This is a genomic window from Gardnerella washingtoni (assembly GCF_049262705.1).
Lineage (GTDB): Bacteria > Actinomycetota > Actinomycetes > Actinomycetales > Bifidobacteriaceae > Bifidobacterium > Bifidobacterium vaginale_D.
Map to the genome: position 1 here is coordinate 326,480 of NZ_CP058398.1, position 23,099 is coordinate 349,578.

Annotated in this window: 20 protein-coding genes; 17 read left to right on the plus strand and 3 right to left on the minus strand. The window is 42.6% G+C overall.

The window, feature by feature from the left end; translation table 11 throughout:
* Window positions 1-37 precede the first annotated feature (37 nt).
* On the minus strand, window positions 38-1,093 hold the full coding sequence (gap, locus tag HXT28_RS01060; protein ID WP_016638074.1) for a type I glyceraldehyde-3-phosphate dehydrogenase: 1,056 nt from the start codon (window positions 1,091-1,093) through the stop codon (window positions 38-40).
* A gap of 359 nt (window positions 1,094-1,452) precedes the next feature.
* A complete protein-coding gene (locus HXT28_RS01065; RefSeq protein ID WP_032814880.1) occupies window positions 1,453-2,250 on the minus strand; it encodes a thiamine diphosphokinase in 798 nt (265 codons plus the stop codon).
* A gap of 372 nt (window positions 2,251-2,622) precedes the next feature.
* Between HXT28_RS01065 and asnB the strand changes: the two genes are divergently transcribed.
* The 10 genes from asnB to HXT28_RS01115 all read left to right on the plus strand — a co-directional run bounded on the left by asnB (window position 2,623) and on the right by HXT28_RS01115 (window position 13,460).
* The gene (gene asnB / locus HXT28_RS01070) at window positions 2,623-4,509 is read left to right on the plus strand and encodes an asparagine synthase (glutamine-hydrolyzing) (RefSeq protein ID WP_016637000.1); all 1,887 of its coding nucleotides are present in this window, start codon (window positions 2,623-2,625) and stop codon (window positions 4,507-4,509) included.
* Window positions 4,510-4,767: 258 nt separating this feature from the next.
* Window positions 4,768-5,505, plus strand: coding sequence for a translation initiation factor IF-3 (infC, locus tag HXT28_RS01075; protein WP_196227891.1), 738 nt, complete (start codon window positions 4,768-4,770; stop codon window positions 5,503-5,505).
* A complete protein-coding gene (rpmI, locus tag HXT28_RS01080) occupies window positions 5,486-5,680 on the plus strand; it encodes a 50S ribosomal protein L35 (protein WP_004128670.1) in 195 nt (64 codons plus the stop codon). Before infC ends, rpmI begins: the two co-directional genes overlap by 20 nt.
* Window positions 5,681-5,749: 69 nt before the next feature.
* Window positions 5,750-6,133, plus strand: coding sequence for a 50S ribosomal protein L20 (rplT, locus tag HXT28_RS01085; RefSeq protein WP_004105106.1), 384 nt, complete (start codon window positions 5,750-5,752; stop codon window positions 6,131-6,133).
* Between the two features lie 185 nt (window positions 6,134-6,318).
* The gene (gene xerD / locus HXT28_RS01090; RefSeq protein ID WP_032814870.1) at window positions 6,319-7,278 is read left to right on the plus strand and encodes a site-specific tyrosine recombinase XerD; all 960 of its coding nucleotides are present in this window, start codon (window positions 6,319-6,321) and stop codon (window positions 7,276-7,278) included.
* Window positions 7,279-7,326: 48 nt separating this feature from the next.
* The gene (locus HXT28_RS01095) at window positions 7,327-8,166 is read left to right on the plus strand and encodes a ParA family protein (RefSeq protein ID WP_016636996.1); all 840 of its coding nucleotides are present in this window, start codon (window positions 7,327-7,329) and stop codon (window positions 8,164-8,166) included.
* Between the two features lie 728 nt (window positions 8,167-8,894).
* Window positions 8,895-10,820 (plus strand): translational GTPase TypA, encoded by a 1,926-nt coding sequence (typA, locus tag HXT28_RS01100; RefSeq protein ID WP_016637415.1) that lies wholly within the window; start codon window positions 8,895-8,897, stop codon window positions 10,818-10,820.
* Window positions 10,821-10,884: 64 nt separating this feature from the next.
* Window positions 10,885-11,301 carry an alcohol dehydrogenase gene (locus HXT28_RS01105; protein ID WP_422113679.1) on the plus strand — a complete coding sequence of 139 codons (417 nt, stop codon included), beginning with the start codon at window positions 10,885-10,887 and terminating at the stop codon, window positions 11,299-11,301.
* Between the two features lie 81 nt (window positions 11,302-11,382).
* A complete protein-coding gene (locus HXT28_RS01110) occupies window positions 11,383-12,381 on the plus strand; it encodes a prephenate dehydratase (protein ID WP_422113515.1) in 999 nt (332 codons plus the stop codon).
* Window positions 12,375-13,460: a prephenate dehydrogenase gene (locus HXT28_RS01115; RefSeq protein ID WP_422113516.1), complete on the plus strand. Its 1,086-nt coding sequence runs from the start codon at window positions 12,375-12,377 to the stop codon at window positions 13,458-13,460. Before HXT28_RS01110 ends, HXT28_RS01115 begins: the two co-directional genes overlap by 7 nt.
* A 35-nt stretch (window positions 13,461-13,495) precedes the next feature.
* On the opposite strand, the gene HXT28_RS01120 is transcribed toward HXT28_RS01115, so the two are convergent.
* A complete protein-coding gene (locus tag HXT28_RS01120; protein ID WP_016637419.1) occupies window positions 13,496-13,786 on the minus strand; it encodes a DUF6725 family protein in 291 nt (96 codons plus the stop codon).
* 86 nt (window positions 13,787-13,872) lie between these two features.
* Here HXT28_RS01120 and HXT28_RS01125 point away from each other — a divergent pair, with 86 nt between their 5' ends.
* The 7 genes from HXT28_RS01125 to HXT28_RS01155 all read left to right on the plus strand — a co-directional run bounded on the left by HXT28_RS01125 (window position 13,873) and on the right by HXT28_RS01155 (window position 22,963).
* Window positions 13,873-14,841 carry a tyrosine recombinase XerC gene (locus HXT28_RS01125; protein ID WP_016637420.1) on the plus strand — a complete coding sequence of 323 codons (969 nt, stop codon included), beginning with the start codon at window positions 13,873-13,875 and terminating at the stop codon, window positions 14,839-14,841.
* Between the two features lie 389 nt (window positions 14,842-15,230).
* Window positions 15,231-16,868, plus strand: a complete 1,638-nt coding sequence (locus tag HXT28_RS01130) for a peptide ABC transporter substrate-binding protein (protein WP_032814695.1) — start codon at window positions 15,231-15,233, stop codon at window positions 16,866-16,868.
* 201 nt (window positions 16,869-17,069) lie between these two features.
* A complete protein-coding gene (locus HXT28_RS01135) occupies window positions 17,070-17,996 on the plus strand; it encodes an ABC transporter permease (RefSeq protein ID WP_016637423.1) in 927 nt (308 codons plus the stop codon).
* Window positions 17,997-18,010: 14 nt separating this feature from the next.
* Window positions 18,011-18,988 carry an ABC transporter permease gene (locus tag HXT28_RS01140; RefSeq protein ID WP_016637424.1) on the plus strand — a complete coding sequence of 326 codons (978 nt, stop codon included), beginning with the start codon at window positions 18,011-18,013 and terminating at the stop codon, window positions 18,986-18,988.
* A 24-nt stretch (window positions 18,989-19,012) separates the two neighbouring features.
* Entirely contained in the window at window positions 19,013-21,040 is a 2,028-nt protein-coding gene (locus HXT28_RS01145; RefSeq protein WP_016637425.1) for a dipeptide ABC transporter ATP-binding protein, read from the plus strand.
* A gap of 192 nt (window positions 21,041-21,232) precedes the next feature.
* Window positions 21,233-22,042, plus strand: a complete 810-nt coding sequence (locus HXT28_RS01150) for an exodeoxyribonuclease III (RefSeq protein WP_422113680.1) — start codon at window positions 21,233-21,235, stop codon at window positions 22,040-22,042.
* 159 nt (window positions 22,043-22,201) lie between these two features.
* Window positions 22,202-22,963, plus strand: a complete 762-nt coding sequence (locus tag HXT28_RS01155) for a DUF3710 domain-containing protein (protein WP_064347481.1) — start codon at window positions 22,202-22,204, stop codon at window positions 22,961-22,963.
* Window positions 22,964-23,099: the final 136 nt, after the last annotated feature.

Sequence of the window (23,099 nt, forward strand, 5' to 3'; positions counted from 1 at the left end):
AGCTTAGTTTTAACTTAAGTTAAGATTTAAGCTAATCTCACTCGGAGATTTCAGCGAAGTAAAGAAGGGTACGAATCATGTTAGCGGTGAAGCCGCACTCGTTATCGTAGAAGGTAACAGTACGAGCCAAAGTTACGCCGTCAACAGTGTTCACATCGGTCTGAGTTGGATCGAACACGCCACCGTGGGTGTCGCCGATAATGTCAGAAGACACGATGCTGTCAGCATTGTAGCCGAAGTATTCGCAGTTCTCAAAAGCCTTCTTGAAGGCTTCGTTGATTTCTTCAGTAGTGGCTGGCTTCTCAAGAACAGTGGTCAACTCGGTAACGGAACCATCTGGAACCTGAATACGCTGTGCGTGACCCTGGAGCTTGCCGTTCACTTCTGGCACAACCTTGCCGATTGCCTTAGCAGCGCCGGTGGAGTGCTCAATGGTGTTGCAAGCTGCAGAACGGTTGTTGCGTGGCTTGGAGCCGCGTGGACCGTCAAGAATCATCTGAGTTCCGGTGTAAGCGTGGATGGTGGTCATGAAGCCGGACTTAATTCCCCAGTTGTCTTGCAAAAGCTTCACCATGGCTGCCATGGAGTTGGTGGTGCAAGAACCAGCGGAAACGATGTTATCGGTTGGCTTCAAGATTTCGTGGTTTACGCCGAATACGACGGTTGGTGTGGTCTCGTCCTTAGCAGGAGCAGAGATAAGCACCTTCTTAGCGCCAGCGTTCAAATGAGCTTGAGACTTCTCAGCAGAAGTGTAGAAGCCGGTGCATTCGAGCACAAACTCAACGCCATCATTCTTAACCCATGGAATGTTGTTAGCGTCTTTCTCGGCGTACACTTTGTAGGTCTTGCCATCTACGACGATTGCATCTTCGGTGGAAGTCACCTCAACTGGGGTGCCGTCATCGTGACGGAAGGTGCCGTGGGTGCTGTCGTACTTGAGTAAGTAGGCAAGCATTGAAGGAGTGGTCAGATCGTTGATGGCTGCGACTTCGATATCACCGGCTTGACCGCCACGAGCTTGAAGCTCGAAGATGCGACGGAATGCAAGACGACCGATGCGACCGAAACCATTAATACCAATCTTGACTGTCATGTGGTTCTCCCTTGAGTGAGACCTCGTGCGCAACGTTTTAAGCCGCGCTATTTTCGCGATGAAAACTCACGCATTGTGGTCATCGTTATTTGAATTAACGGTGTTCATTTTAGTGTGCGGTATGTACGAAGATTTGTAACATAGCTCACTTTTGTTGTTATAGCATAGTGCATAAAGGGTGAGCGTTAACATACTGTGTTTTGTGAGTCTTTTTGTGCATTTTTTGGTAATTTATAGTCGTATTTTTTTCTTTATTCGTGCTGTTCGATTGAACATTCATTTTGTTATGTGTACAAAATAAGGCTGGCGAACATGTTAGTAAAACACTCGTCAGCCTTATTGAGGAATTACTTACATTTTTATTCGTTATATGTCATAGATTCAGCTGCTGCAGTAGTGGAATCTGTAGGAGTTATTTCATTTTCCAATGGCACAGCTAAAGCTTCGGATACAGAAGTGTCAATTTCGCCTAAATCACCAATTGGTCGTTTAAACCAACTGACTTGGGGCAGAGGTGCATTAATAGGGAAAGTAACAATAAGTGTACCTTCATGAACATCAATATGTGCCGGAATATTATCTAACAATTCGTTGCTTAAACCCTGAACCGCATCTCCGTGCATAATCGCATGCTGAAGTTGATACTTTAAGCCACGCTCATTGACATCTTTTGAAATAGGCGTATGCGAAAAAACCGATACAATACGTGAAGTGCTGCCGGTTGATGCAGGAAAATCGAGCGCTCCATCATGAATAGCAGTAACAACCTGCCCATCCCCGTACAGAAAACCGATACCGCCGCGTCGAGCTAATCTAACCATCAGCTGTATATTAGAAATAGTATGGTCAACGCGACCGCCTAAGCCGCCGAAAATATGAAACTCTCGAGATCCTTTAGACCAACCAACTTTTAATGCAGAAAGCAAATCAGGATCATCTTTTTCAGCGGGCAAACGCGTAATAATTGCATCGGTTGGTAATTTTAAGCGTACGGAATCAAAGTCGCCAATAAGCGCATCGACATGTAAACCTAGTTTACAAGCGTGATCCCAACCGCCATCTGCAGCAATAGTAAGAGCACGATCTGGCACATGCTCACGTGTGTGGTCGTAATAATCTCCTGCTGCCAATACTACGCAGCGTTGCAAAGGTTCCATAGCATCATAATAACGCTGCATTGGTACTGTTGTTATAGTTTTTCAACAAGAGTTTATAAGTGCTATGTTAATTAGTATTTTGTTAGGTTTCCTATTTATATTTTGCGTAGATTCTGCTCTCCATTGGTGTAACGCTGTTGATACGTTTATATAATCCCGTAAAACTAGTTCGTGTAATCCTGAAACCAGTTACTATTTCGCTGGCACGTCGAATAATTTTTGGATTAGTATTTCGATTACATAAAGTGCTTGATGTAATATTGCATAGCAAATTAGATTTTCCAATGAGAGTTTCAAACTATTATGGATTTTCTGCGATGTTTGCTAGTAGACAGCGTAGTGCTGTGTTGTGTATCCTATGAGGAGAAATAAATGTGCGGAATTGCTGGGTTCATTAATGACACCCCAATTAACGTCAAAAGCCAAATTATCAAAGACATGACGGATGTGATTGCTCATCGTGGACCTGACGAATATGGCACGATGATTGATGAGCATGCTGCACTTGGATTCCGTCGTCTCAGCATTATTGATCTTCACGGTGGATCTCAGCCGATGTATAACGAAGACGGCAATCTTGCGGTCACATTTAATGGAGAAATTTACAATTACAAGCCACTTCGCGAAGAGCTTATTCAAGCTGGTCATACCTTCCACACTGATTGTGATACAGAAGTATTAGTGCATGGTTATGAAGAGTGGGGCAAGAGTTTACTTAGTCGTTTACGTGGCATGTTTGCTTTTGTTATCTGGAATAAGAGTACTCGAGAATTGTTCGGCGCTCGCGATCATTTTGGTATTAAGCCTTTTTACTATGCGCTTATGAACGGTACGTTTATGTACGGTTCCGAGATTAAATCATTACTGCGTCATCCTGATTTTAAGAAGGAACTCAATGAAAATGCGCTTAAGCCGTTTATGACATTCCAATATCCTGCAATTAATGAAACTTTCTTCAAAGGCGTGTTTAAATTGCGTGAAGGCCATTGCTTTACCTATAAGAATGGCGAAATGAAGATTGAACAGTATTATGATCCTGATTTTCATGAAACGAAACAGCGTTTGAATGAGCTAGTTGATTCGATTGATAAGACGGTTTGTGATTCCGTTAAAGCTCACCAGATTGCAGATGTTGAAGTTGGTTCATTCCTTTCTTCTGGTGTAGATTCCAGTTATGTTGCAGCTGTTGCTCGTCCAGAGCACACATACTCTATCGGTTTCGCAGGTGGTCGTTACAACGAGTCTAAGCAGGCTGGTGAGCTAGCAAAGATTATTGGATTGAACAATAAATCTGAAATTATTGATGCTGCTGACGCATTCCGTTATTTCCCACAGATTCAATGGTATTTGGATGAGCCTGATTCTAACTTCTCTTGTGTTCCGCTGTTCTTCCTTGCAAAATTAGCTTCACAAGATTTACGCGTTGTGTTAAGCGGTGAGGGAGCAGATGAATTATTTGCAGGATACATTGATTACGGTGTTCACACGCGTTCCAAGCTTATTAAAGTTGTGACTCGTATGCTCGCAAAGTTGCCAAAAAAGTTACGTTATGCTATTGCTCACGCTGTTAAAGGCAAACATTTCCACGGTGCTTGGCATTTGTATGCTAATTTAGCGCCTGCGGAAGAACATTTTATTGGACAGTCAAAAGTATTCGATGAAGAAGATGCTGTAAAGCTTTTGAAACCTGAGTATCGTAAAGGTCCGAGTGTCTACAGTATTGTCGGTGCTATTTATAAGAAGATTGCTGGTAAAGGTCTTTCAGAAGTAAAGAAAAAGCAATATCTTGATATGCATCAATGGATGCCAGGAGATATTTTGCTTAAGGCAGATAAAATGACAATGGCTCACTCGTTAGAGTTGCGTGTGCCTTTGCTAGATCGCGTGCTTATGGATGTTGCAGAAAAAGTTCCTACTAAATACTTAATTACTGACGAAAATACGAAATTTGCATTCCGCCAGGCCGCAGCTCGCCATTTGCCGAAAGCGTGGTATGACCGTGAGAAACTTGGTTTCCCAGTGCCGGTCAAGGATTGGTTGCGTGAAGAACGTTTTTATAAGATTGTGCGTAAAACGTTTGAAAGTGATGATGCTGCCAAATTCTTCGATCAAGATGCTTTGCTTCATATGATTGACGATAATTATGCAAAGAAAAATGACGATCGTCGTAAGATTTGGACAGTTTACACATTCCTAACTTGGTATGATGTGTACTTCAACCATGAGGGGTTGAAGCCTGAACCAATGCAGTTAGCTTAAAAGTCACATAGTTTTGAGTTTAGATATGGGCAGTCATCACTACTTTTGGTGTGTTGGCTGCCTTTTTGTCAAGGCTTCTAGTAAAATGAATACTCGGCTTGAGTAATCAAGAAAGTGGGATGTCCCCACCTGGAAGCCTGTTGTGGTTTCGGGTTCATGACTTCGGTCACTTGGATAGCTGTTTGTGCTGCCCATTGCGTTTGTGTTGAAAAGCGCTTTGTTGATGTGAAGTGTGAATTTCCGCAACTCTTGGACTTCTTGGTGTATTGCATCTTACCAATATTTAGAAGGATTGGAGTCATCATTAGCGACGAACCACGCATTAACGAGGAGATTCGAGTCTCTCAGGTGCGCCTTATTGGTCCAAAAGGCGAGCAGGTGGGAGTTATTGCAACCTCGGTCGCGTTAAACCTTGCAAGAGAAGCGAACCTCGATCTTGTCGAGGTAGCGCCTACTGCTAAGCCTCCAGTAGCCAAGCTTATTGACTACGGCAAGTACAAGTACAATGAAAAAATTAAGGCTCGCGAGGCGCGCCGTAATCAGACCACTGCTGAGGTTAAGGAAATTCGTTTCCGTCTTAAGATTGATGATCATGATTTCGATGTGAAGAAGGGTCATGTACTTCGTTTCTTGAACGGTGGCGACAAAGTCAAGGTCACTATTATGTTGCGTGGCCGTGAGCAGTCTCGTCCGATTGGTGGCGTGGAACTGTTACGTCGACTTGCAGACGAAGTCTCTGAAAGTGGCACCGTTGAGTTTGCGCCGAAGCAAGAGGGTCGCAATATTATCATGACTCTCGCTCCAAAGGGCAAGAAGATTCATACACAGTCTGAACAGCGTCGCCGTGGCGCTGAATCGCGTGCTGAGCGTCAAGCTCGCCAAGCTGCACGTCTTGCTGCAAAGCAGGAAGTGCAAGCGCAGGCTGCAGCTGCAGCAAATGCTATGCAATCCGATCAACATCACAAGGAGGGCAGCAATGCCGAAGATGAAAACTAATTCCGCAGCGTCCAAGCGCGTTCGTCTTACCGGTACCGGTAAGGTGATGCACGATGGTAGCGCCATGCGCCACAACTTGGAGCACAAGTCGGCTCGTAAGCGTCGTGCTCTTTCTGAAGATAAGGTATTAGCAACTGCGCAGAGCAAGAAGCTTAAGGGCTTGCTCGTTAAGTAAGTAAACAAGTAGAAATTGCTTGTAGACGAATACGCAATCGAAAATTTTTAAGAAAGCTGAGGAATACTTATGGCACGAGTAAAGCGCGCAGTTAACGCTCACAAGAAGCGTCGCGTTGTTCTTGAGAGGGCTTCTGGCTATCGCGGTCAGCGTTCCCGTCTTTATCGCAAGGCAAAGGAACAGCTGCTCCACTCATTTACTTATAACTTCCGCGACCGCAAGGCTCGCAAGGGCGACTTCCGCAAGTTGTGGATTCAGCGCATCAACGCTGCAGTTCGCGCTGAGGGCATCACTTACAATCGTTTCATTCAGGGCTTGCACTTGGCTGGCATTGAATTGGATCGTCGTGCTCTTGCTGAACTTGCAGTTTCAGATATTGAAGCTTTTAAGGCTGTTGTAGAAGCTGCTAAGGCAGCTCTGCCAGCCGATGTAAACGCTCCAGTTGAAGCCTGATTTTGTTTCAATAGAGTTTGATGTGAAGCCCGTCGATTTCGGCGGGCTTTTTGTGTTCTGCTTCAAACTTGGAGCTTTTCTGTGTCTAGATTCTCTACTGTTGTTTGTTAATGCAAGCAAGAAATATTTATTTCACACGCGGAACTAGATTTATACAATACGTTTTAGTCAGCTATAATTACAACATGCATCCAAATCTTGATTCTGCAAATACTATAACCAATATTCCTAAAGAATTTGCACCTTATATTCAAGGCTTTATTGCGCATATTGATATTGAACGTGGTCTTTCTAAAAAAACGGTATCTGCATACGAATCTGATTTAAAAGATTACACGTCTTGGTTAGAATCAGCACGAAAAATAAGAAGTATTAAAGCAATTACTGAGCTAGATATCGAATCGTATGTGCGCTACTTGAGCGAATCAGGTTTAGGTGCTAGAACAGTTGCGCGCAGACTTGCAAGTATTCATGAATGGCATCGTTTTATGTTGGCGCATGAAGATATTAACATTGATGTTTCAACTTCAGTAAAAGCTCCAAAACAAGCGGATCATTTACCGGACGTACTGAGTATAGATGAGGTAAATCGTGTTATTGAAGCTGCTGGAAATTTTGGAAGCACTGACGCAATTTCTCTGAGAGATGCTGCACTACTTGAATTTTTATATGCTACAGGAGCGCGAATTTCTGAAGCTGTTGGAGTAAAATTTGAAGATCTTGATTTAGATGAGTTTGTAGTAAAACTTACAGGTAAGGGTGCGAAACAGCGTTTAGTTCCCATTGGCGGTTGCGCAATTAGGGCTATTCGTAGGTATATTGAAAAATCTCGCCCAATATTATCTGCAAAAAGTAAACGAGAATTGCATACTATTTTCTTAAATAAACGTGGCGATGCGTTATCTCGACAATCTGCATGGGGAATAGTAACGCAAGCTGGTGAGCGTGCAAAACTTGGTAGACAACTTCACCCACATACGTTACGTCATTCTCTTGCTACGCATTTAATCGCAGGTGGTGCTGATGTGCGAACAGTACAAGAGCTTCTTGGTCATGCTTCTGTAACAACAACGCAAATTTATACGCATATCAGTCCAGATGCTTTAGTTGAAGCATATGTTATGAGTCATCCTCGAGCTAGATGATTTTATACACAGAGTTTCGTGAGTATACCTGTTGATAGAGTGGGAAATATGCCTACTGATTTACTTGGACGCGAATATGAGACTTTTCACGCGCCGGAACCGCTAATTTCTCACGGTCCTGCGCGAATTATTGCTATGTGCAATCAAAAGGGTGGTGTTGGGAAAACAACGAGCTCTATTAATATTGCAGGTGCGCTCAGCCAGTACGGTCGTCGTGTATTAATTGTTGATTTCGATCCACAAGGTGCTGCAACTGTTGGACTTGGTATTAACGCTAATGCACTTGATAACACAGTGTATACTGCGTTATTTGACTCATCAGTAGATATTCATGATGTGATTCGTCATACTGATACGGAAAATATTGATATTATGCCGGCGAATATTGATTTGTCTGCAGCGGAAGTGCAGTTGGTTACAGAAGTTGGTCGTGAGCAGATTCTCGCAGGTGTGTTACGTAAAGTGCGTGACGAATATGACGTTATTATTATAGATTGTCAGCCTTCGCTTGGCTTACTTACAGTTAACGCACTAACAGCTGCAGATGGCGTGATTATTCCACTAGCAGCAGAATTCTTTGCTCTTCGTGGTGTGGCTCTTCTTATGCAATCTATTGAGAAAGTTCAATCGCGTATCAATCCTAATCTTAAAGTTTTTGGCGTTTTAGTTACTATGTATACGCGTACTTTACATAGTGAAGAGGTATTACAACGCATTTACGAAGCTTTCCAAGATCGTGTCTTGCATTCTGTGATCTCGCGCTCTATTAAATTGCCAGATTCTACAGTTGCTGCAGTACCTATTACTATTTTTGCTCCTGAACACAAGACGGCGAAGGAGTATCGTGAAGTTGCGCGCGAATTAATTGCTAAGGGTGTTGTTGCTTAAGTTTTTTACGGCTTGATTTGCGCGATTTTTCGCGCTTCACAGCATTTTTTCGTTATTCTTGGGTTTCGTCTATGAGTTTTGACTAATGTGTTTGGTTTCTTAGTGTTGTGAGGTCAAGGAAATTTCAGCATCGTGCGTTCCGTCGCTACGCTCCTCTTTTAGCACTCTACCCGAAATTTCCTTGACCTCTACTTCGTTACTCTTTAACACAAAACTCATAGACTCGTGCAGAAAGTTGCGTAAGTGCGTGGTTTACTCAGTGCAACTAAAGTCGAAAAATTAAGCTTCGGGTGGGTGCGTGGTAGGTGCGTTTGGTGTGGTGTGTGCAGCAGCAATAATGTTAGCGTTCTCTAGGCAATAAGTACTCAAAGTCAGCAGAGCAATACTGTTAAAGTTCCATGAATCAACAAGTAATCAACGTTAGCAAAGCATGACTGCAAAGCTACAGAATCAACGTTAGCAGAGTATGACTGCAAAGCTACAGAAGCAACGTCAGCAGAGCATTACTGCAAAGCTTCCGACGCAGCGTTAGCAAAGCATTACTGCAAAGCTTCTTACTCAGTGTGTTCTTGTAATGCTGTCTTAGCTCGCGAGTAAAATCGGTGAGGTTTGGCAGTTTGCCGGTTTTGGTTTTGCCAATAACGTATTGCAGCTATTTGATTGGCTTCAGCTTTAAGATAGTTGCTTGTAAATAATTACTTAAACGCGAAGAATGGAAGAGGTTTGTGATGACTGTTCGCGGTGATATTAGAAATGTGGCAATTGTGGCGCACGTAGACCACGGTAAGACCACTTTGGTAAACGCCATGCTTCAGCAGTCGCACGTATTTTCTGAGCGTGAAGAAGTTCCTGATCGCGTTATGGATTCCAATGATTTGGAACGCGAAAAGGGCATTACTATTCTTGCTAAGAACACGGCTGTGCAATATACCGGTCCGTTGGCTGAAAAATACGGTCATCCAGAAGGCATTACTATTAACGTGATTGATACACCTGGCCACGCCGACTTCGGCGGTGAGGTTGAGCGCGGTATTTCTATGGTTGACGGCGTTGTTCTGCTTGTTGATGCTTCTGAAGGCCCTCTTCCGCAGACTCGTTTTGTGCTCCGTAAGGCTTTGGAAGCTAAGCTTCCTGTTATTTTGTGCGTAAACAAAGTAGATCGTCCAGATGCTCGCATTGAAGAAGTTGTTGGTGAATCAACAGATTTGCTTCTTGGTTTGGCTCAAGATGTTGTTGAGGAAGGCATTGATCTTGATCTCGATGCTTTGCTTGATTTGCCAGTAATTTATTGCGCTGCTAAAGCCGGCTATGCTTCTGTAAATCAGCCAGAAAATGGTGGTTTGCCAGATAACGACAATTTGGAACCACTGTTTGATTCTATTATTTCCAACATTCCAGCTCCAGAATACGAAGAAGGTGCTCCTCTTCAGGCTCATGTTGCAAACATTGATTCCTCTGACTTCTTGGGTCGTCTTGGTTTGGTGCGTATCTATAACGGCATTTTGGAAAAGGGTAAGACCTACGGTCTTTCCCGCGTAGATGGTTCTATTGAAAACTTCCGTGTTTCTGAGCTTCTTCGCACGCAAGGTTTGGAGCGTACTCCTGTAGCTTCTGCAGGTCCTGGCGATATTGTGGCTGTTGCTGGCGTCAACGACATTATGATTGGTGAAACGATTGTTGATCAGAACGATCCAAAGCCACTTCCATTAATTCACGTTGACGATCCTGCAATTTCCATGACTTTCGGCGTAAACGATTCTCCTCTTGCTGGAACTGAAGGCAAAGATCATAAGCTTACTGCTCGCATGATTAAGGATCGTTTGGATCGTGAGCTTATTGGTAACGTTTCTATTAAGGTTCTTCCAACTGAGCGTCCAGACGCTTGGGAAGTTCAAGGTCGTGGCGAGCTTGCTTTGGCTGTTTTGGCTGAGCAGATGCGCCGCGAAGGCTACGAGCTTACGGTTGGTCGTCCTCAGGTTGTTACCAAGACTATTGATGGTCAAATTAATGAGCCTATGGAAAGCACAACTATTGACGTTCCAGAAGAGTACATGGGTACCGTCACTCAGCTTATGGCTGATCGCAAGGGTCGCATGGATTCTATGAGTAACCATGGTTCCGGTTGGGTTCGTTTGCAATTTACTGTTCCTTCTCGTGGTCTTATCGGTTTCCGTACAGCTTTGCTTTCTGCTACTCGTGGAACTGGTATTGCAAGCTCTATTTCCGCCGGTTATGCTCCATGGGCTGGTCAGATTGTGACTCGCCAGAACGGTTCTATGGTTTGCGATCGTAAGGGTGTTGCAACTCCTTACGCTATGCAGCGTTTGCAGGCTCGCGGTGTGTTCTTCGTTGATCCACAAAGCCCAGTTTACGAAGGCCAAATCGTTGGTATTAACAATAAGCCAGACGAGTTGGATGTAAATATTACGCTTGCTAAGCATATGACGAACATGCGTTCTTCAACCGCTGATGTTCTCGAAACTTTAACTCCGCCAATCAAGATGAGCTTGGAAGAGTCTCTTGACTTTGCTAACGAAGATGAGTGCGTAGAGGTAACTCCTGAAGCAATTCGCGTGCGCAAGATTATTTTAAGCCGTGACGAATGGTATAAGTGGCGTGCAAAGCAACGCCGTCAGAACAACAATGCTGCGTGATAATTTCTAGTATTACTTACTATTACGCAACATCGCTGTATTAATACGAAACGTTAGGTTTATGATGTCAGCAAAACCGTGGTCGCATCGCTTACCTTGGTGGGGTAGGTGTGCGACCACGTGTGTTTCTGCCGTATTATGTGCACTTATTGGCACTTTTGTGCATCGTGCAGGAGCAATGTACAATATGCCTTACGGTTTTGCTATTGCGATTATGTTACTTTTGCTTTCTGCATGGTGTGCCCGTTCTCGTAGTGGTTGGTTGGGTTTATTTGTTCATGCAATAGTTTTTACTGTGGTTGCTTGGATTCTTGCTTTAGGTTTTATCGGCAGTGCTGTGCTTGTTCCTGTTGGCTTCACTATCCCATTGCCATGGTGTGCGCAATATGTGGGATATTTGTGGCTTTATGGCGTTCTTGTTGCTCACGTAGTTTTGCTTTGTATGCCTCAAAAATTCTTTGTTATTTCTGGTGCTCAATAAACGTAAGTTAGTTTACGGGTGAGTTTGCTGTATGTTTGTGCAAGAATAGCATTATCGGATGAAACTTATTAAGGAATAATAATGAATGCTTGTGTGAACAATTTAAGCGAACTTAAATTATGTTATTTAGGACCTCAAGGTTCTTTTACTTATCAAGCAGCCTTGAAAGTTCAGCAACAGTGTCAGCTTTGGAATGCTTTACAAATTACGCCAACTGCGTGTGAACGTATTAGTGATATTGCTTATGAGATTGAAGAGCACAATAATTGGGGTGTTATTGCTTGGGAAAATAATATTGAAGGCGTGGTAATACCGAACTTAGATTTACTCATTGGTGCAAAAAATATGGTTGGCATTGCTCGCGTAGGCGTTAATATTAGTTTTGATGCCGTTATTTGCAAATCAGATTCAATCGATAACTGTTCTACAATTGTTGCTCACCCGCATGCGTTGGCACAATGCCGTAAGTTTGCTCAAGCGCATGGTTTAAAAGAGAAAACGTCTTCGTCAAACGCTGCTGCTTGTAGGGATTTACTTCCTGGTGAGGTTGCTTTAGGTCCTAAAATTTGTGCGGATTTGTATAATAGGCATATTGTGAGCGAGGGTGTTGAAGATTTTTCTGGCGCTCGCACAGAGTTTTTAGTATTAGCTCCTCGAGATGAGGCTTCAGATTTTGTTAATATTCAGCGCGAAAACTTTTCATCATTTTCATCAATTATTGCTTTTATTCCGCGTTGCACGGGCGCTGGCGTGTTAGCAAATTTGCTTGACGTTGTGCGCGATCATGGTCTTAATATGACTTCTTTTATGTCTAGGCCAATTAAAGGGCAGGATGGTTTATACAGTTTTATTGCAACTGTTGATTCTGCTCCTTGGGATTCTATGTGTAAAGATATGATTCAAGAGGTTGTTGAGCATGGAGATTGGGTTCGAGTTTTAGCAGTATATCCTTCGAGTGTGCGTGATAATCCAGTAATGAGCGAGTGGATGCTGCCAAATGGAGGAGTGTGCATTGAACCTTCAGTTGATGCTTTGCGCAATTTGAACGTAATGCAGGCAGAAAGAGAATTATTATGGTAGAAAACGCTGAATTTTCGCAAAATTTTTCTGTTGGTATTGTAGGTCTTGGTCTTATTGGTGGATCTCTTGCAAAAAGACTTGCAAAATTGCCTGAATGTAGCGTTTATGCGTGGAATCGTCATCATAATCCATACGAAGAAGCTGAAAATTTAGGAATTACTTGCGTAGAAAAAGTGCAAGATTTAGCAAAACTTCGCCCAGATGTGTTGATTTTATGCAATGCTTTGGCTGCTATGCCAAGTATTTTGCATGGAATTGCGCCTTATATTGACAAATCTTGCACAACTATTAGCGATGTTGGCAGTGTAAAAACTTTAGTTAGAGAGCAAGTAAGAGACGCAGGTTTGCAAGATTGCTACGTTGGCGCGCACCCTATGGCGGGTAGTGAATTTACTGGTTGGAAAGCTGCAAGTGCAGAACTTTTAGAAAACGCTTTGTGGGCATTAACTGTTGATAACAGTACGGAGTTTTGGCGTGTAGCAAATGTTTTACGAATGATTGTTGCTCTTTGTGGGAATCGTGCAATAGTTTTAGACGATGCAACGCATGATAATGCTGCAGCTCTTATTTCTCATATGCCTCACGTTGTTGCGACTTCTCTTGCAAATGTATTATGTGATCAGCCTAATCGTGCTATTGCTTTACAACTATCTGCAGGCTCTTGGCGAGATATGACTCGCGTTGCTCTTACAGATCCTCAACGCACGCGCGCAATGGTAAGCGAAAATCGGCATAATACTGCGAAATTATTGCGTTCTGTAATTTCTGAGCTAACTTTTGCTGCGGATATGCTGGATCAAGATGCGCAAGCTGCTGACGATAATGAGCAAGAGTTTTTTGCTAAAGCTCAATCGTGGCGAGAATACAAATACCAGCAGCGCAACCCGTCTAAAACTCATACGAATCAAAATGATGATGTAAATAGCAGATTATGGAAGTATGATTCCAGAAACGATTGGCAGAAAGATTTGCTGGATTCTGCTCGTTTAGGTGAGTCTATTGTTGAAATCTCCGGATTTAATACCAACGAATCTTCGCAACTACTATTGCGCTCAAATGCTTCCCTGAGCAATGTGTAATGCACGTTATGTATTAATGTGGCGAGTTTTAAGGTCTATATTTTGAGTGCCTTTTGGAATTTGCGTTCTGGAATTGGTTTTAATCGGTAAATAGTGTTGGCATCAATGAACATTTCTTCGGCAGCTCTAGTGCCGTTTGCTGCAGGATCTCGAAGTAAGTGAAGTATTATCCCATCCCACTCGAGTACGTGTCCAATCGCATCATGGTACTCGATTTTTTGTGTACCATCGTTATTGTCTTCTATAATTGTGTATGTTCTTACTACTATGCGCGCGCCTGCAGGTATTTGTTGCGGTAGTGTAGTTGATTTTATACGTGTGTTCATAAACAAGCTCCTTGTTGTATTATGCATGTGACTGAAGTATATGGCAAACGTTTTGTTTTAAACTTTTATGGAAGGGTGAGTTAAGCATGATCAACAATAAATCTGTTTCTGAAAATTTCTTAGGCTTACCTTCTGAATATATGAGTTTAATAGATGATTATGTTGATTATGTTCGTGCGAATAAGGGCTTGGGTGAGCGCACGCAGAAAGCTTATGCCAGTGATATTTTGCAATGTTTAGCATGGTGTAATCGGCACGGATTTAATAATATTGCGCAGCTTACTACGGATGATTTGCGTTCTTGGATGGCGAATACTTCTTACAATCATGCGCGCTCAAGCTTAGCTAGAAAAGTTGTTGCAGTACGTGGATTTTTTGCATGGTGCCAGCATGTTGGTCTTATAAGTAGTGATCCTGCAGAAATTCTCATGACTCCGAAAATTATGAATATGCTGCCGACTGTTTTAGATGAAGCGCAAGCGGAAGTGTTAATGAATAGTGTTGACAATCATGTTAAGAATGAATCCTCATGTTCTAGTAAACGGAAGGCGATTCAGCTGCGAGATGCTGCAATGTTGGAACTTTTATATGCAACTGGTATGCGCGTAGGAGAACTTACAGGCTTAAATATTCAGGATGTAAATTTTGATGTGCATACAGTGAAAGTTACTGGTAAAGGAAATAAACAACGTATTGTGCCGTTTGGGATTCCTGCTTATAAAGCTTTATCTGCTTGGATTTCTAAAGATGGACGAGAAATTTTATTGCGAAATTCTGTTGAAGAGGCGGTATTTCTTGGCGCTCGCGGAAAGCGTATTGATCAGCGTTTGGTAAGACAGATCGTGCATGACGAGGCTAAAAGTGCGCATATTCCGGATATTTCTCCTCATGCACTGCGTCATAGTGCTGCTACACATATGCTGAATGGAGGAGCAGATTTACGCGAAGTGCAAGAACTATTAGGTCATTCATCGCTTAATACTACTCAGCGCTACACTCATGTTTCTATTGAATCTTTAAAATGTAAGTATTCTCAAGCTTTTCCGCGTGCTTAATCCAAGGTATTTTAAATGCTTAGACGTTAGGCAATTAACAAAGCCTTTACAAAATATATTACATAATTTACATATATGTAATATATGCAAATTAGTAAAAAACAGTAAAAATTATTGATAAAATAGTAAAAATTTTGCTTTTATTTTTGATAATATCATTTTAATGGATGTTTTATTGGTAATAAACAGTAAATTTTCTGATTTAGCTACGCTCTTGCAATGTTTGCAAAAATACGTACTATTGAATTTTAATCAACGAAGAAGCCCTGTCATTGGCTTGAAGAAATCTATCTGACAATATGGATAGGTAGGTTTTATGCTTTGAGCTCATGACTTGGCTTTTTTGTATTGATATAGCATCCTGCCTACCAGACGTTAGGAGAATAAATATGAAGAATAAGGCTTTAGCTTTTGCTGCTGCGGCCTGCTCGCTGGCCATGTTACTGGGTGGCTGCGGCTCCTCTGCTTCAAAGACTGCGCAGACAAATGGTGGAAAAGTTATTATTACTGTCAATAACTCTGAGCCACAGAATGAATTAGTGCCTGGCAACATTAACGAAAACGCTGGTGCACGCCCTGCTATGTTAGTCAATTCCACATTGGTTACTTTTGATGAAAAGGGTAACCCAGTAAATGAGGATGCGAAGAGCGTTACTGCAAACGCTGATGCTACTCAGTACACTGTTAAGCTTAAGGAAGGTAAGAAGTTCAGCGATGGCACTCCTGTTACCGCTGAAAGCTTCACCAAGGCTTGGAGCTTTGTTGCTAACGCTAAGAATGCACAGAAGTGCGCTTCCTTCTTCCAGACTATTAAGGGTTATGACGAATTGCAGAAGGAAGGCTTGAAGGGTGATGAACAGCTTTCCGGTTTGAAGGTTGTTGATAAAAACACCTTTACCGTTGATTTGAAGCAGCCAGATTCTGTGTTCCCAATTAAGGTTGGTTACTTGGCATTCGCTCCACTTCCAGAATCCTTCTACAAGGATCCAAAGGCTTATGGTGAAAAGCCTGTTTCCTCTGGTCCATACTTGTTCAAGTCTTGGGATCACAATAGGCAGATTGAGGTTGTAAAGAACCCAGCTTATGAAGGTCCTCGTAAGGCTCAGAATGATGGTGTCACCTTCAAGATTTACACCGATGGTAATGCTGCTTACCGCGACGTACAGTCCGGCAACCTCGATATGACCGATAACATTCCAGATACTGAAACCAGCAACTTCCAGACTGATAGCACGATTACTGCTTACAACAAGCCTGGTTCTGTAATTCTTCAGTTCACCATTGCTTCCAACTTACCACACTTCGATGTGACTACTGAAGAAGGCCGTTTGCGCCGTCAGGCAGTTTCCATGTCTATCGACCGTAAGGCAATTGCTGAAAAGGTGTTGAATAAGACTGCTGCTCCTGCTAACGACTTTACTTCTCCAAAGACCCCAGGTTACGATCCTCATTTGAAGGGTAGCGAGCATTTGAAGTTCGATGCAAAGAAGGCTAAGGAATTGTGGGCTAAGGCAGATGCTCTTTCCAAGTATGATGGTCCTCTTACCTTCACCTACAATGCTGATAACGCTGTTGCTAAGTCCGTGTTCGATGCAGTTGTGAACTATGTGAAGAACAATTTGGGTGTTAAGGCAGAAACCACGCCAATCCCAACCTTCCAGGAGTTCCGCGATGCATGCACCAAGCGTAAGGTTAAGGGCGCATGGCGTGCAGGCTGGATGCCAGATTACCCAAGCCCAGAAAACTACTTGACTCAGCAGTTCGCTTCTGTTGCAGCTGATGGCAACGGTTCTAATGATGGCGATTACAAGAATCCAAAGTTTGATGAATTGCTTACCAAGGCTACTGCATCTTCCGATGCAAGCGAAGCAACTAAGCTTTATCATCAAGCTGGCGAGACCCTTCTTGAAGATCTTCCATCTGTACCACTGCTTTATATGAATGCTAAGGCTGTTATGAATCACAATTTGAAGGGATTCGTAATGGATTGGCAGAATATGCCACTTTACTACCAGCTTCATAAGTAAGATTTAAAACTTTATATGGAGTTGTATAAATTGATTTCATGATATTCAGAAGAATTAATTCTGATATCACCTCTCAATAATTTAATATCGCGCATAGCGAAATTGCTGCTCCAGTTGAAAGAATTAATTAAAAATTTCTTCTAACTGGAGTGGCACTTTGTTGTTTTTGCGAGTAATTGTTAACAATCCAAGGAGAAGTCGATGGGTAAGTACATTCTGCGTCGAATTTTGCAGATGATTCCTGTTGTTCTCGGCACAACGTTATTGGTTTATGCTTTAGTATTTGCTTTGCCGGGCGATCCGGTAACTGCGATGTTTGGTGATAAACCAGTTAATCCTGCTGTCGCAGCACAAATACGAGCTAATTATAATCTAGATAAACCATTTATTATTCAATATTTACTCTTCTTAAAGAATGCGCTTACTCTTGATTTCGGCCAAACATTTGCAGGTCAGCCTGTTATTGACGAAATTTCGCGCGCATTCCCTGTAACCATTCAGCTTGCTATTATGGCATTCGCGTTTGAAGCTTTGTTTGGTGTAACTTTTGGTATTATTTCTGGTCTTAAAAAAGGTAAATGGTACGACAGCGTAATTCTTGTTGTTTCGCTGCTTCTTATTTCTGTACCAACCTTCGTAACTGGTTATGCTATGCAATATTTGCTTGGTATTAAGTGGCATATCCTTCCTCCTAATGTAAGTAATGATCCTGGATTCTTAGATATGCTCACTCCGGCAATGGTTCTTGGATCTGTATCTATGGCATATGTAATTCGACTTACAAGATCTGAAGTTTCATCAAATATTGCACTTGATTATGTGAGAACTGCTCGCGCTAAAGGCTTAAAAGAAAGCGCGGTTATTCTTCGACACATTCTTAGGAATTCTTTAATTCCAGTGGTAACGTTCCTAGGTCAGGATTTGGGCGCTCTTATGGGCGGCGCTATGATTACAGAAACAATATTTAATATTCATGGTATTGGCTTCCTTACTTATCAAGGTATTTTGAAGGGTGAAAGTAACCTGGTAGTTTCTGTAGTTACCTTGCTTATGCTGATTTTCGTAGTCAGTAATTTACTTGTTGATATCTTGTACGCGGCTCTTGATCCGCGAATTCGTTACGCGTAAGGAGAAGCATAATTATGCAAGAAAAAGTTGAGGAAAATTTGACTGCTGCAGATATTGCTCTTCCAGGACAGGAACGTTACGTTGCGCCTTTGGACGATACTCCTTTACAAGAAGTTGATTCCGTTGACGAGTCTGCTCCTGCTACGAGCATGTGGGCTGATGCTTGGCGTACTTTGAGACGAAATCCTTTGTTTATTATTTCCGCAATATTGATTATTGCAATTTTCTTTATTGCATTATTCCCAGGATTGCTTGTTAAGCAAGATCCTATGTATTGCGTACTCAATAACTCTTTGATGCCAAGTTCTTCTGGTCATCCTCTTGGATTCGATAAGCAGGGATGCGATATTTACGCTCGAGTAATATATGGCACTCGTACTTCTGTAACAATCGGTATCATTGCTACAGTTTTGGTTGTTTTAGTTGGTTCTTTAATTGGTGCAATTGCTGGCTTCTTCGGAGGCTGGGTTGATGCTGTACTTAGCCGCATTACCGATATCTTCCTAGCCTTGCCTATGTTGCTTGGCGCTATAGTTGTTCTTCAAATGTTTAGAACCACAAAATCAATGTGGAAGATAATTCTAGTTATGGTTCTATTTGGCTGGGTAAGTGTTGCTCGAATAGCACGAAGTGCTGTTATGGAATCAAAGAATCTAGAGTTTAACACAGCTTCTACAGCCTTAGGATCGCGACCTATACGTAATCTTTTCCGACATATCATCCCAAATTCGTTGGCTCCAATCATTGTCGTCGGAACAACTTCGCTTGGTTCCTACATTGTGTTAGAAGCAACATTAAGCTTCTTGGGTATTGGCTTGCCAACTACTACTGTGAGCTGGGGTGGAGATATTGCTACTTACAGTAGGTACTTCAATAACAGTCCAGAAGTATTGTTCTACCCGTCTTTTGCACTTGCTATTACCGTTCTCGCTTTCATTATGATGGGCGATGCTGTAAAGGATGCGTTGGATCCAAAGAGCCGTAAGGCGTGAAGTTAGCGTGGAGGAATAGTAACTATGAGCATGACAACGCACAAAAATGTAGACGCTCTCGCTATGCAACGAGAGCAAGGTCCATTGCTTGAAGTGAAAAATCTTCAGGTTGATTTCACTACAGATTCCAAGAAAGCTGTTCACGCTGTTCGAGACGCAAGTTTTAGCGTCTATCCTGGTCAGTGGGTTGCAATTGTAGGTGAGTCTGGTTCTGGTAAGTCCACTTCTGCAATGGCTGTTTTGGGATTACTTCCTGGAACAGGGCACGTTACTGGTGGTTCCATTAAACTTAAGGGTCAAGAAATTAGCAACTTGAAACCAAAAGAGTTTGCTGCTTTGCGCGGTACGGCAATGGGCTTAGTTCCGCAGGATCCTATGAGTAATTTGAACCCTGTGTGGCGTATTGGTACGCAGGTTAAGGAAGCACTGCTTGCAAATGGTGTAGACGTAAGTCACGAGAAGCGTTCTGCTCTTGCAGAAGCTCTTGCAGGAGATGCGGTTCAAGTAAAAGGCAATGAGGATGAAACATTCCTTGGTTCTCAAGAATTACCGGAATTGATGGACGCTGCCACAAAAGAGTTGGCAGAAGTTGGGCTTGATAATCAACATAATGTTGAAAAGTTCAACGAAGCTATGGATTACTACAAAAAAGAATGGGTTCCAGGCTCCGAAACTCGCTGGCGCGTTGCAGATGATTTAATCAAATACGGTGTAAACGACGACAAAGCTTGGGAAATTGCCAAAAAGTATGTTGTTGGTGCAAGTGTTGAAGATCGTATCGCTGGCTTGCTTGACGAAGCTGGTTTGCCTGATGCTGCAACTCGTGCACGTCAATTCCCGCATGAGTTTTCTGGTGGTATGCGTCAGCGCGCATTGATTGCTATTGGCTTGGCTTGCCGTCCAGATTTGCTGATTGCAGATGAGCCAACTTCTGCACTCGACGTCACTGTGCAAAAGCGTATTCTCGACCATTTGCATACTCTTACCGATTCGCTTGGAACTTCTGTGCTGTTTATTACACACGATTTAGGTTTGGCTGCAGCTCGCGCACAGCATGTAGTCGTTATGTATAAGGGTCGTGTAGTGGAATCAGGTCCATCTCTGGACGTTTTGCAGCATCCGCAGCATCCGTATACTAAGCGACTTGTTGCTGCAGCTCCAAGCCTTGCTTCTCAGCGAATCATTTCCGTTAAGGAGCATGGTGGTAACGCGGATAATTTGCTTGAACATCACGTAGTAGGTGAGCAAACTCTTGAAAAGAGCGAGCATATTATTACAGTCGATCACTTAACTCGCGAGTTTAAGCTTCCGCGCAAGAAGGAACTTTTCAAAGCTGTTGATGACGTTTCATTCTCTATTAAGCGTGGAACAACATTGGCAATCGTAGGTGAATCAGGTTCCGGTAAGTCTACTGTTGCAAATATGGTTTTGCGTTTGCTTAATCCAACAAGTGGAACAGTTACTTACGAAGGTAAGAATATTGCTGATTTCAAGGGTGCGGATTTGCTTGATTTCCGCCGTCACGTACAGCCAGTATTCCAAAATCCTTACGGTTCTTTGGACCCAATGTATTCGATTTATCGTTCTATTGAAGAACCTTTGCGAATTCATAAGATTGGTGATAAAAAGAGTAGACAAAATCGTGTGCGTGAGCTTTTGGACATGGTTCGTATGCCTGCCTCTGTTATGACTCGTTTCCCAAACGAGCTTTCTGGTGGTCAGCGTCAGCGCATTGCTATTGCACGTGCTATGGCTTTAAATCCTGATGTCATTGTTTGTGATGAAGCTGTGTCTGCTTTGGATGTGCTTGTGCAAGATCAGGTTTTGCACTTGCTTAACGATTTGCAGGCAGAACGCGGCTTGAGCTACTTGTTCATTACGCACGATTTGGCTGTGGTTCGTCAGATTGCTGATGAGGTTGTTGTTATGCAACACGGAAAACTTGTTGAGCATGCTACAACCGACGAGGTATTTGAACATCCTCAGAAGGCGTACACGCGTGACTTGCTCGACGCCATTCCTGGTGGAAACTTGGAGCTTGGCTTGGATTAATGCATTTTGATTAAGTGAGATTAACGTGATCTCATAATATTTGTGTTAATCGAATCTCATAATATAAGGTGCGGGGTTTATGCGACCTTGCACCTTATATTTGTTTTGTGTAACGCGCATATTAGAGTTAGATTTATGATCACAATTACTACTTCAAACTTAAATGGTATTCGTGCGGCCGAGCGTAAGGGGATGCTTGACTGGTCCGATTCTCACACTCCTGACGTGTGGTGTATGCAAGAAGTGCGCGCTCCGCAGGATGCAATCGACCCAATTATGACAAAAATTGAAATGGGATATCGCGCGTCTGAAAATATCGCAAATCCTGTAGAAAATGATAATTTTACTTATGCAAACGAAGTTTGCCGCGTAAAGGGTCGAGCCGGTGTAGCTTTAGTCACCTCTCTTCCTGTAGTTGAAAAGCGTTACGGTTTGCCGGGTTTAAGTGAAGATGTTGATTCAGGACGTTGGGTTGAAACAGATGTTTGTACTCCGGATGGGTATGAAATTACTATTGCTTCCGTATATGTCCATGCTGGAAACGTGGACGATCCGCAAAAAATGCAACAAAAATTCCGATTTCTCGATACCATGCTTATTCGACTGGGTGAGCTTCGAGATATTGCTGCAAGCGGCGGAAATCAGGCTATTTTATGTGGTGATTTTAATATTGCACATACGCCGTTAGATATTAAAAACGCTAAAGCAAATGAAAAAAGTGCAGGATTTTTGCCGGAGGAACGCGCATATATTGACCGCTGGATTAACGAGTATGAATTTGTGGATGTTATGCGCATGCTTGCAGGTGACATTCAAGGTCCATACACTTGGTGGAGTCAGCGTGGCAAAGCCTTCGACAATAACGTTGGCTGGAGATTAGACTATCAGTTTGCAACGCCAGAAATTGCAGAAAGCGCTTGTGGTTTTGTGATTGATCGTGCGCCAAGCTATGAGACAAGATGGTCCGATCATGCGCCTTTGTCTATAAAGTATTCCATATGATTATCAATCTACATAGGTTGTAATAGTTAAAGTAGTCGCATTTACGCATATGCAGATTTTCAGTGCTTTGCTTGTGGTATTCTGGTGGAGTTAGGCAAGTTGCCATAACAAGTAGCAAGCGTGTTATTGTAGATTTGTTGTTTGAAGAAATGAGGAATAATGGGCTGGTTATTTGGCCAACATAAGAAGGTAGAATCTTCAAAAGTTTCAGATGAAGTCGAAGAAGTAAAAACTGGTCCATGGGATTTCAATGATGATAATGCACCAGATTTCAGCGACTATCTTGATTTTGGTTCAATATATATTCCATATTTCCAAGGTATTGAATTACGTGTAAAAAAGCAGCGTGAGACAGGGCAAGTTCTTGGGATGACTGTAACGTACGGTTCGTCGAGTGTAGAAGTTGAAGCATTTGCAGCACCTAAGACAACTGGTATTTGGCAGGATGTATGTAAAGATTTACTTGACGGTAATATTCAAGCTTGCACTGCACAAGGTGAATTTGGTACTGAACTTTTGCTTCCAGTAAAAGTTGGAGGAAAGAGTATTACAACTCGTATTGTAGGAGTTGATGGTCCTCGATGGATGCTTCGCGGCGTATTTTCTGGTCCTGCAGCAACAGAGCTTGCAGAAAATAATAATGAAGCAAAACAATTGGAGGAATGGTTTAAGGGGATTGTAGTAAACCGCGGTGAAGAGCCTCTTGTGCCTCGTGATTTAATTCCTATGCATGATCCTTTAACTCGAGAAGAAAAAGAAGCAGCAAGTCGCATTGGGAACAACCAGAATGAAGAAGATGGTGTATCTCAAGGAGAAGAAAACGATATCTTGCAGAAGGAAGATAAACCATTGGGGTATGATCAGCAGGTGGAAGTAAAAACTACGCTTACTCGAGGACCAATGTTTTCTGAGGTTAGATAAGCAAAGTAAATAGCTGATAGTAAACGGGAAAATAATAAAAACAAAAGCTATTATTTGCCAGTAGCAGAAAGTAAGTGTATGGGTTCGCAGGAAGCAATGGAGTCTCAGGAATTGTCTGAAGAAACACAAAAATCGC

Excerpts from the sequence above, each read along its gene's own strand:
- gap (WP_016638074.1), bottom strand. The coding sequence starts at position 1,093 with ATGACAGTCAAGATTGGTATTAATGGTTTCGGTCGCATCGGTCGTCTT.
- HXT28_RS01145 (WP_016637425.1), top strand. The coding sequence starts at position 19,013 with ATGAGCATGACAACGCACAAAAATGTAGACGCTCTCGCTATGCAACGA.
- HXT28_RS01125 (WP_016637420.1), top strand. The coding sequence starts at position 13,873 with ATGATCAACAATAAATCTGTTTCTGAAAATTTCTTAGGCTTACCTTCT.
- asnB (WP_016637000.1), top strand. The coding sequence starts at position 2,623 with ATGTGCGGAATTGCTGGGTTCATTAATGACACCCCAATTAACGTCAAA.
- HXT28_RS01155 (WP_064347481.1), top strand. The coding sequence starts at position 22,202 with ATGGGCTGGTTATTTGGCCAACATAAGAAGGTAGAATCTTCAAAAGTT.
- HXT28_RS01115 (WP_422113516.1), top strand. The coding sequence starts at position 12,375 with ATGGTAGAAAACGCTGAATTTTCGCAAAATTTTTCTGTTGGTATTGTA.
- HXT28_RS01105 (WP_422113679.1), top strand. The coding sequence starts at position 10,885 with ATGTCAGCAAAACCGTGGTCGCATCGCTTACCTTGGTGGGGTAGGTGT.
- typA (WP_016637415.1), top strand. The coding sequence starts at position 8,895 with ATGACTGTTCGCGGTGATATTAGAAATGTGGCAATTGTGGCGCACGTA.
- HXT28_RS01095 (WP_016636996.1), top strand. The coding sequence starts at position 7,327 with ATGCCTACTGATTTACTTGGACGCGAATATGAGACTTTTCACGCGCCG.
- HXT28_RS01065 (WP_032814880.1), bottom strand. The coding sequence starts at position 2,250 with ATGGAACCTTTGCAACGCTGCGTAGTATTGGCAGCAGGAGATTATTAC.
- HXT28_RS01120 (WP_016637419.1), bottom strand. The coding sequence starts at position 13,786 with ATGAACACACGTATAAAATCAACTACACTACCGCAACAAATACCTGCA.
- xerD (WP_032814870.1), top strand. The coding sequence starts at position 6,319 with ATGCATCCAAATCTTGATTCTGCAAATACTATAACCAATATTCCTAAA.
- HXT28_RS01110 (WP_422113515.1), top strand. The coding sequence starts at position 11,383 with ATGAATGCTTGTGTGAACAATTTAAGCGAACTTAAATTATGTTATTTA.
- HXT28_RS01140 (WP_016637424.1), top strand. The coding sequence starts at position 18,011 with ATGCAAGAAAAAGTTGAGGAAAATTTGACTGCTGCAGATATTGCTCTT.
- HXT28_RS01150 (WP_422113680.1), top strand. The coding sequence starts at position 21,233 with ATGCTTGACTGGTCCGATTCTCACACTCCTGACGTGTGGTGTATGCAA.
- HXT28_RS01130 (WP_032814695.1), top strand. The coding sequence starts at position 15,231 with ATGAAGAATAAGGCTTTAGCTTTTGCTGCTGCGGCCTGCTCGCTGGCC.
- HXT28_RS01135 (WP_016637423.1), top strand. The coding sequence starts at position 17,070 with ATGGGTAAGTACATTCTGCGTCGAATTTTGCAGATGATTCCTGTTGTT.
- rplT (WP_004105106.1), top strand. The coding sequence starts at position 5,750 with ATGGCACGAGTAAAGCGCGCAGTTAACGCTCACAAGAAGCGTCGCGTT.
- rpmI (WP_004128670.1), top strand. The coding sequence starts at position 5,486 with ATGCCGAAGATGAAAACTAATTCCGCAGCGTCCAAGCGCGTTCGTCTT.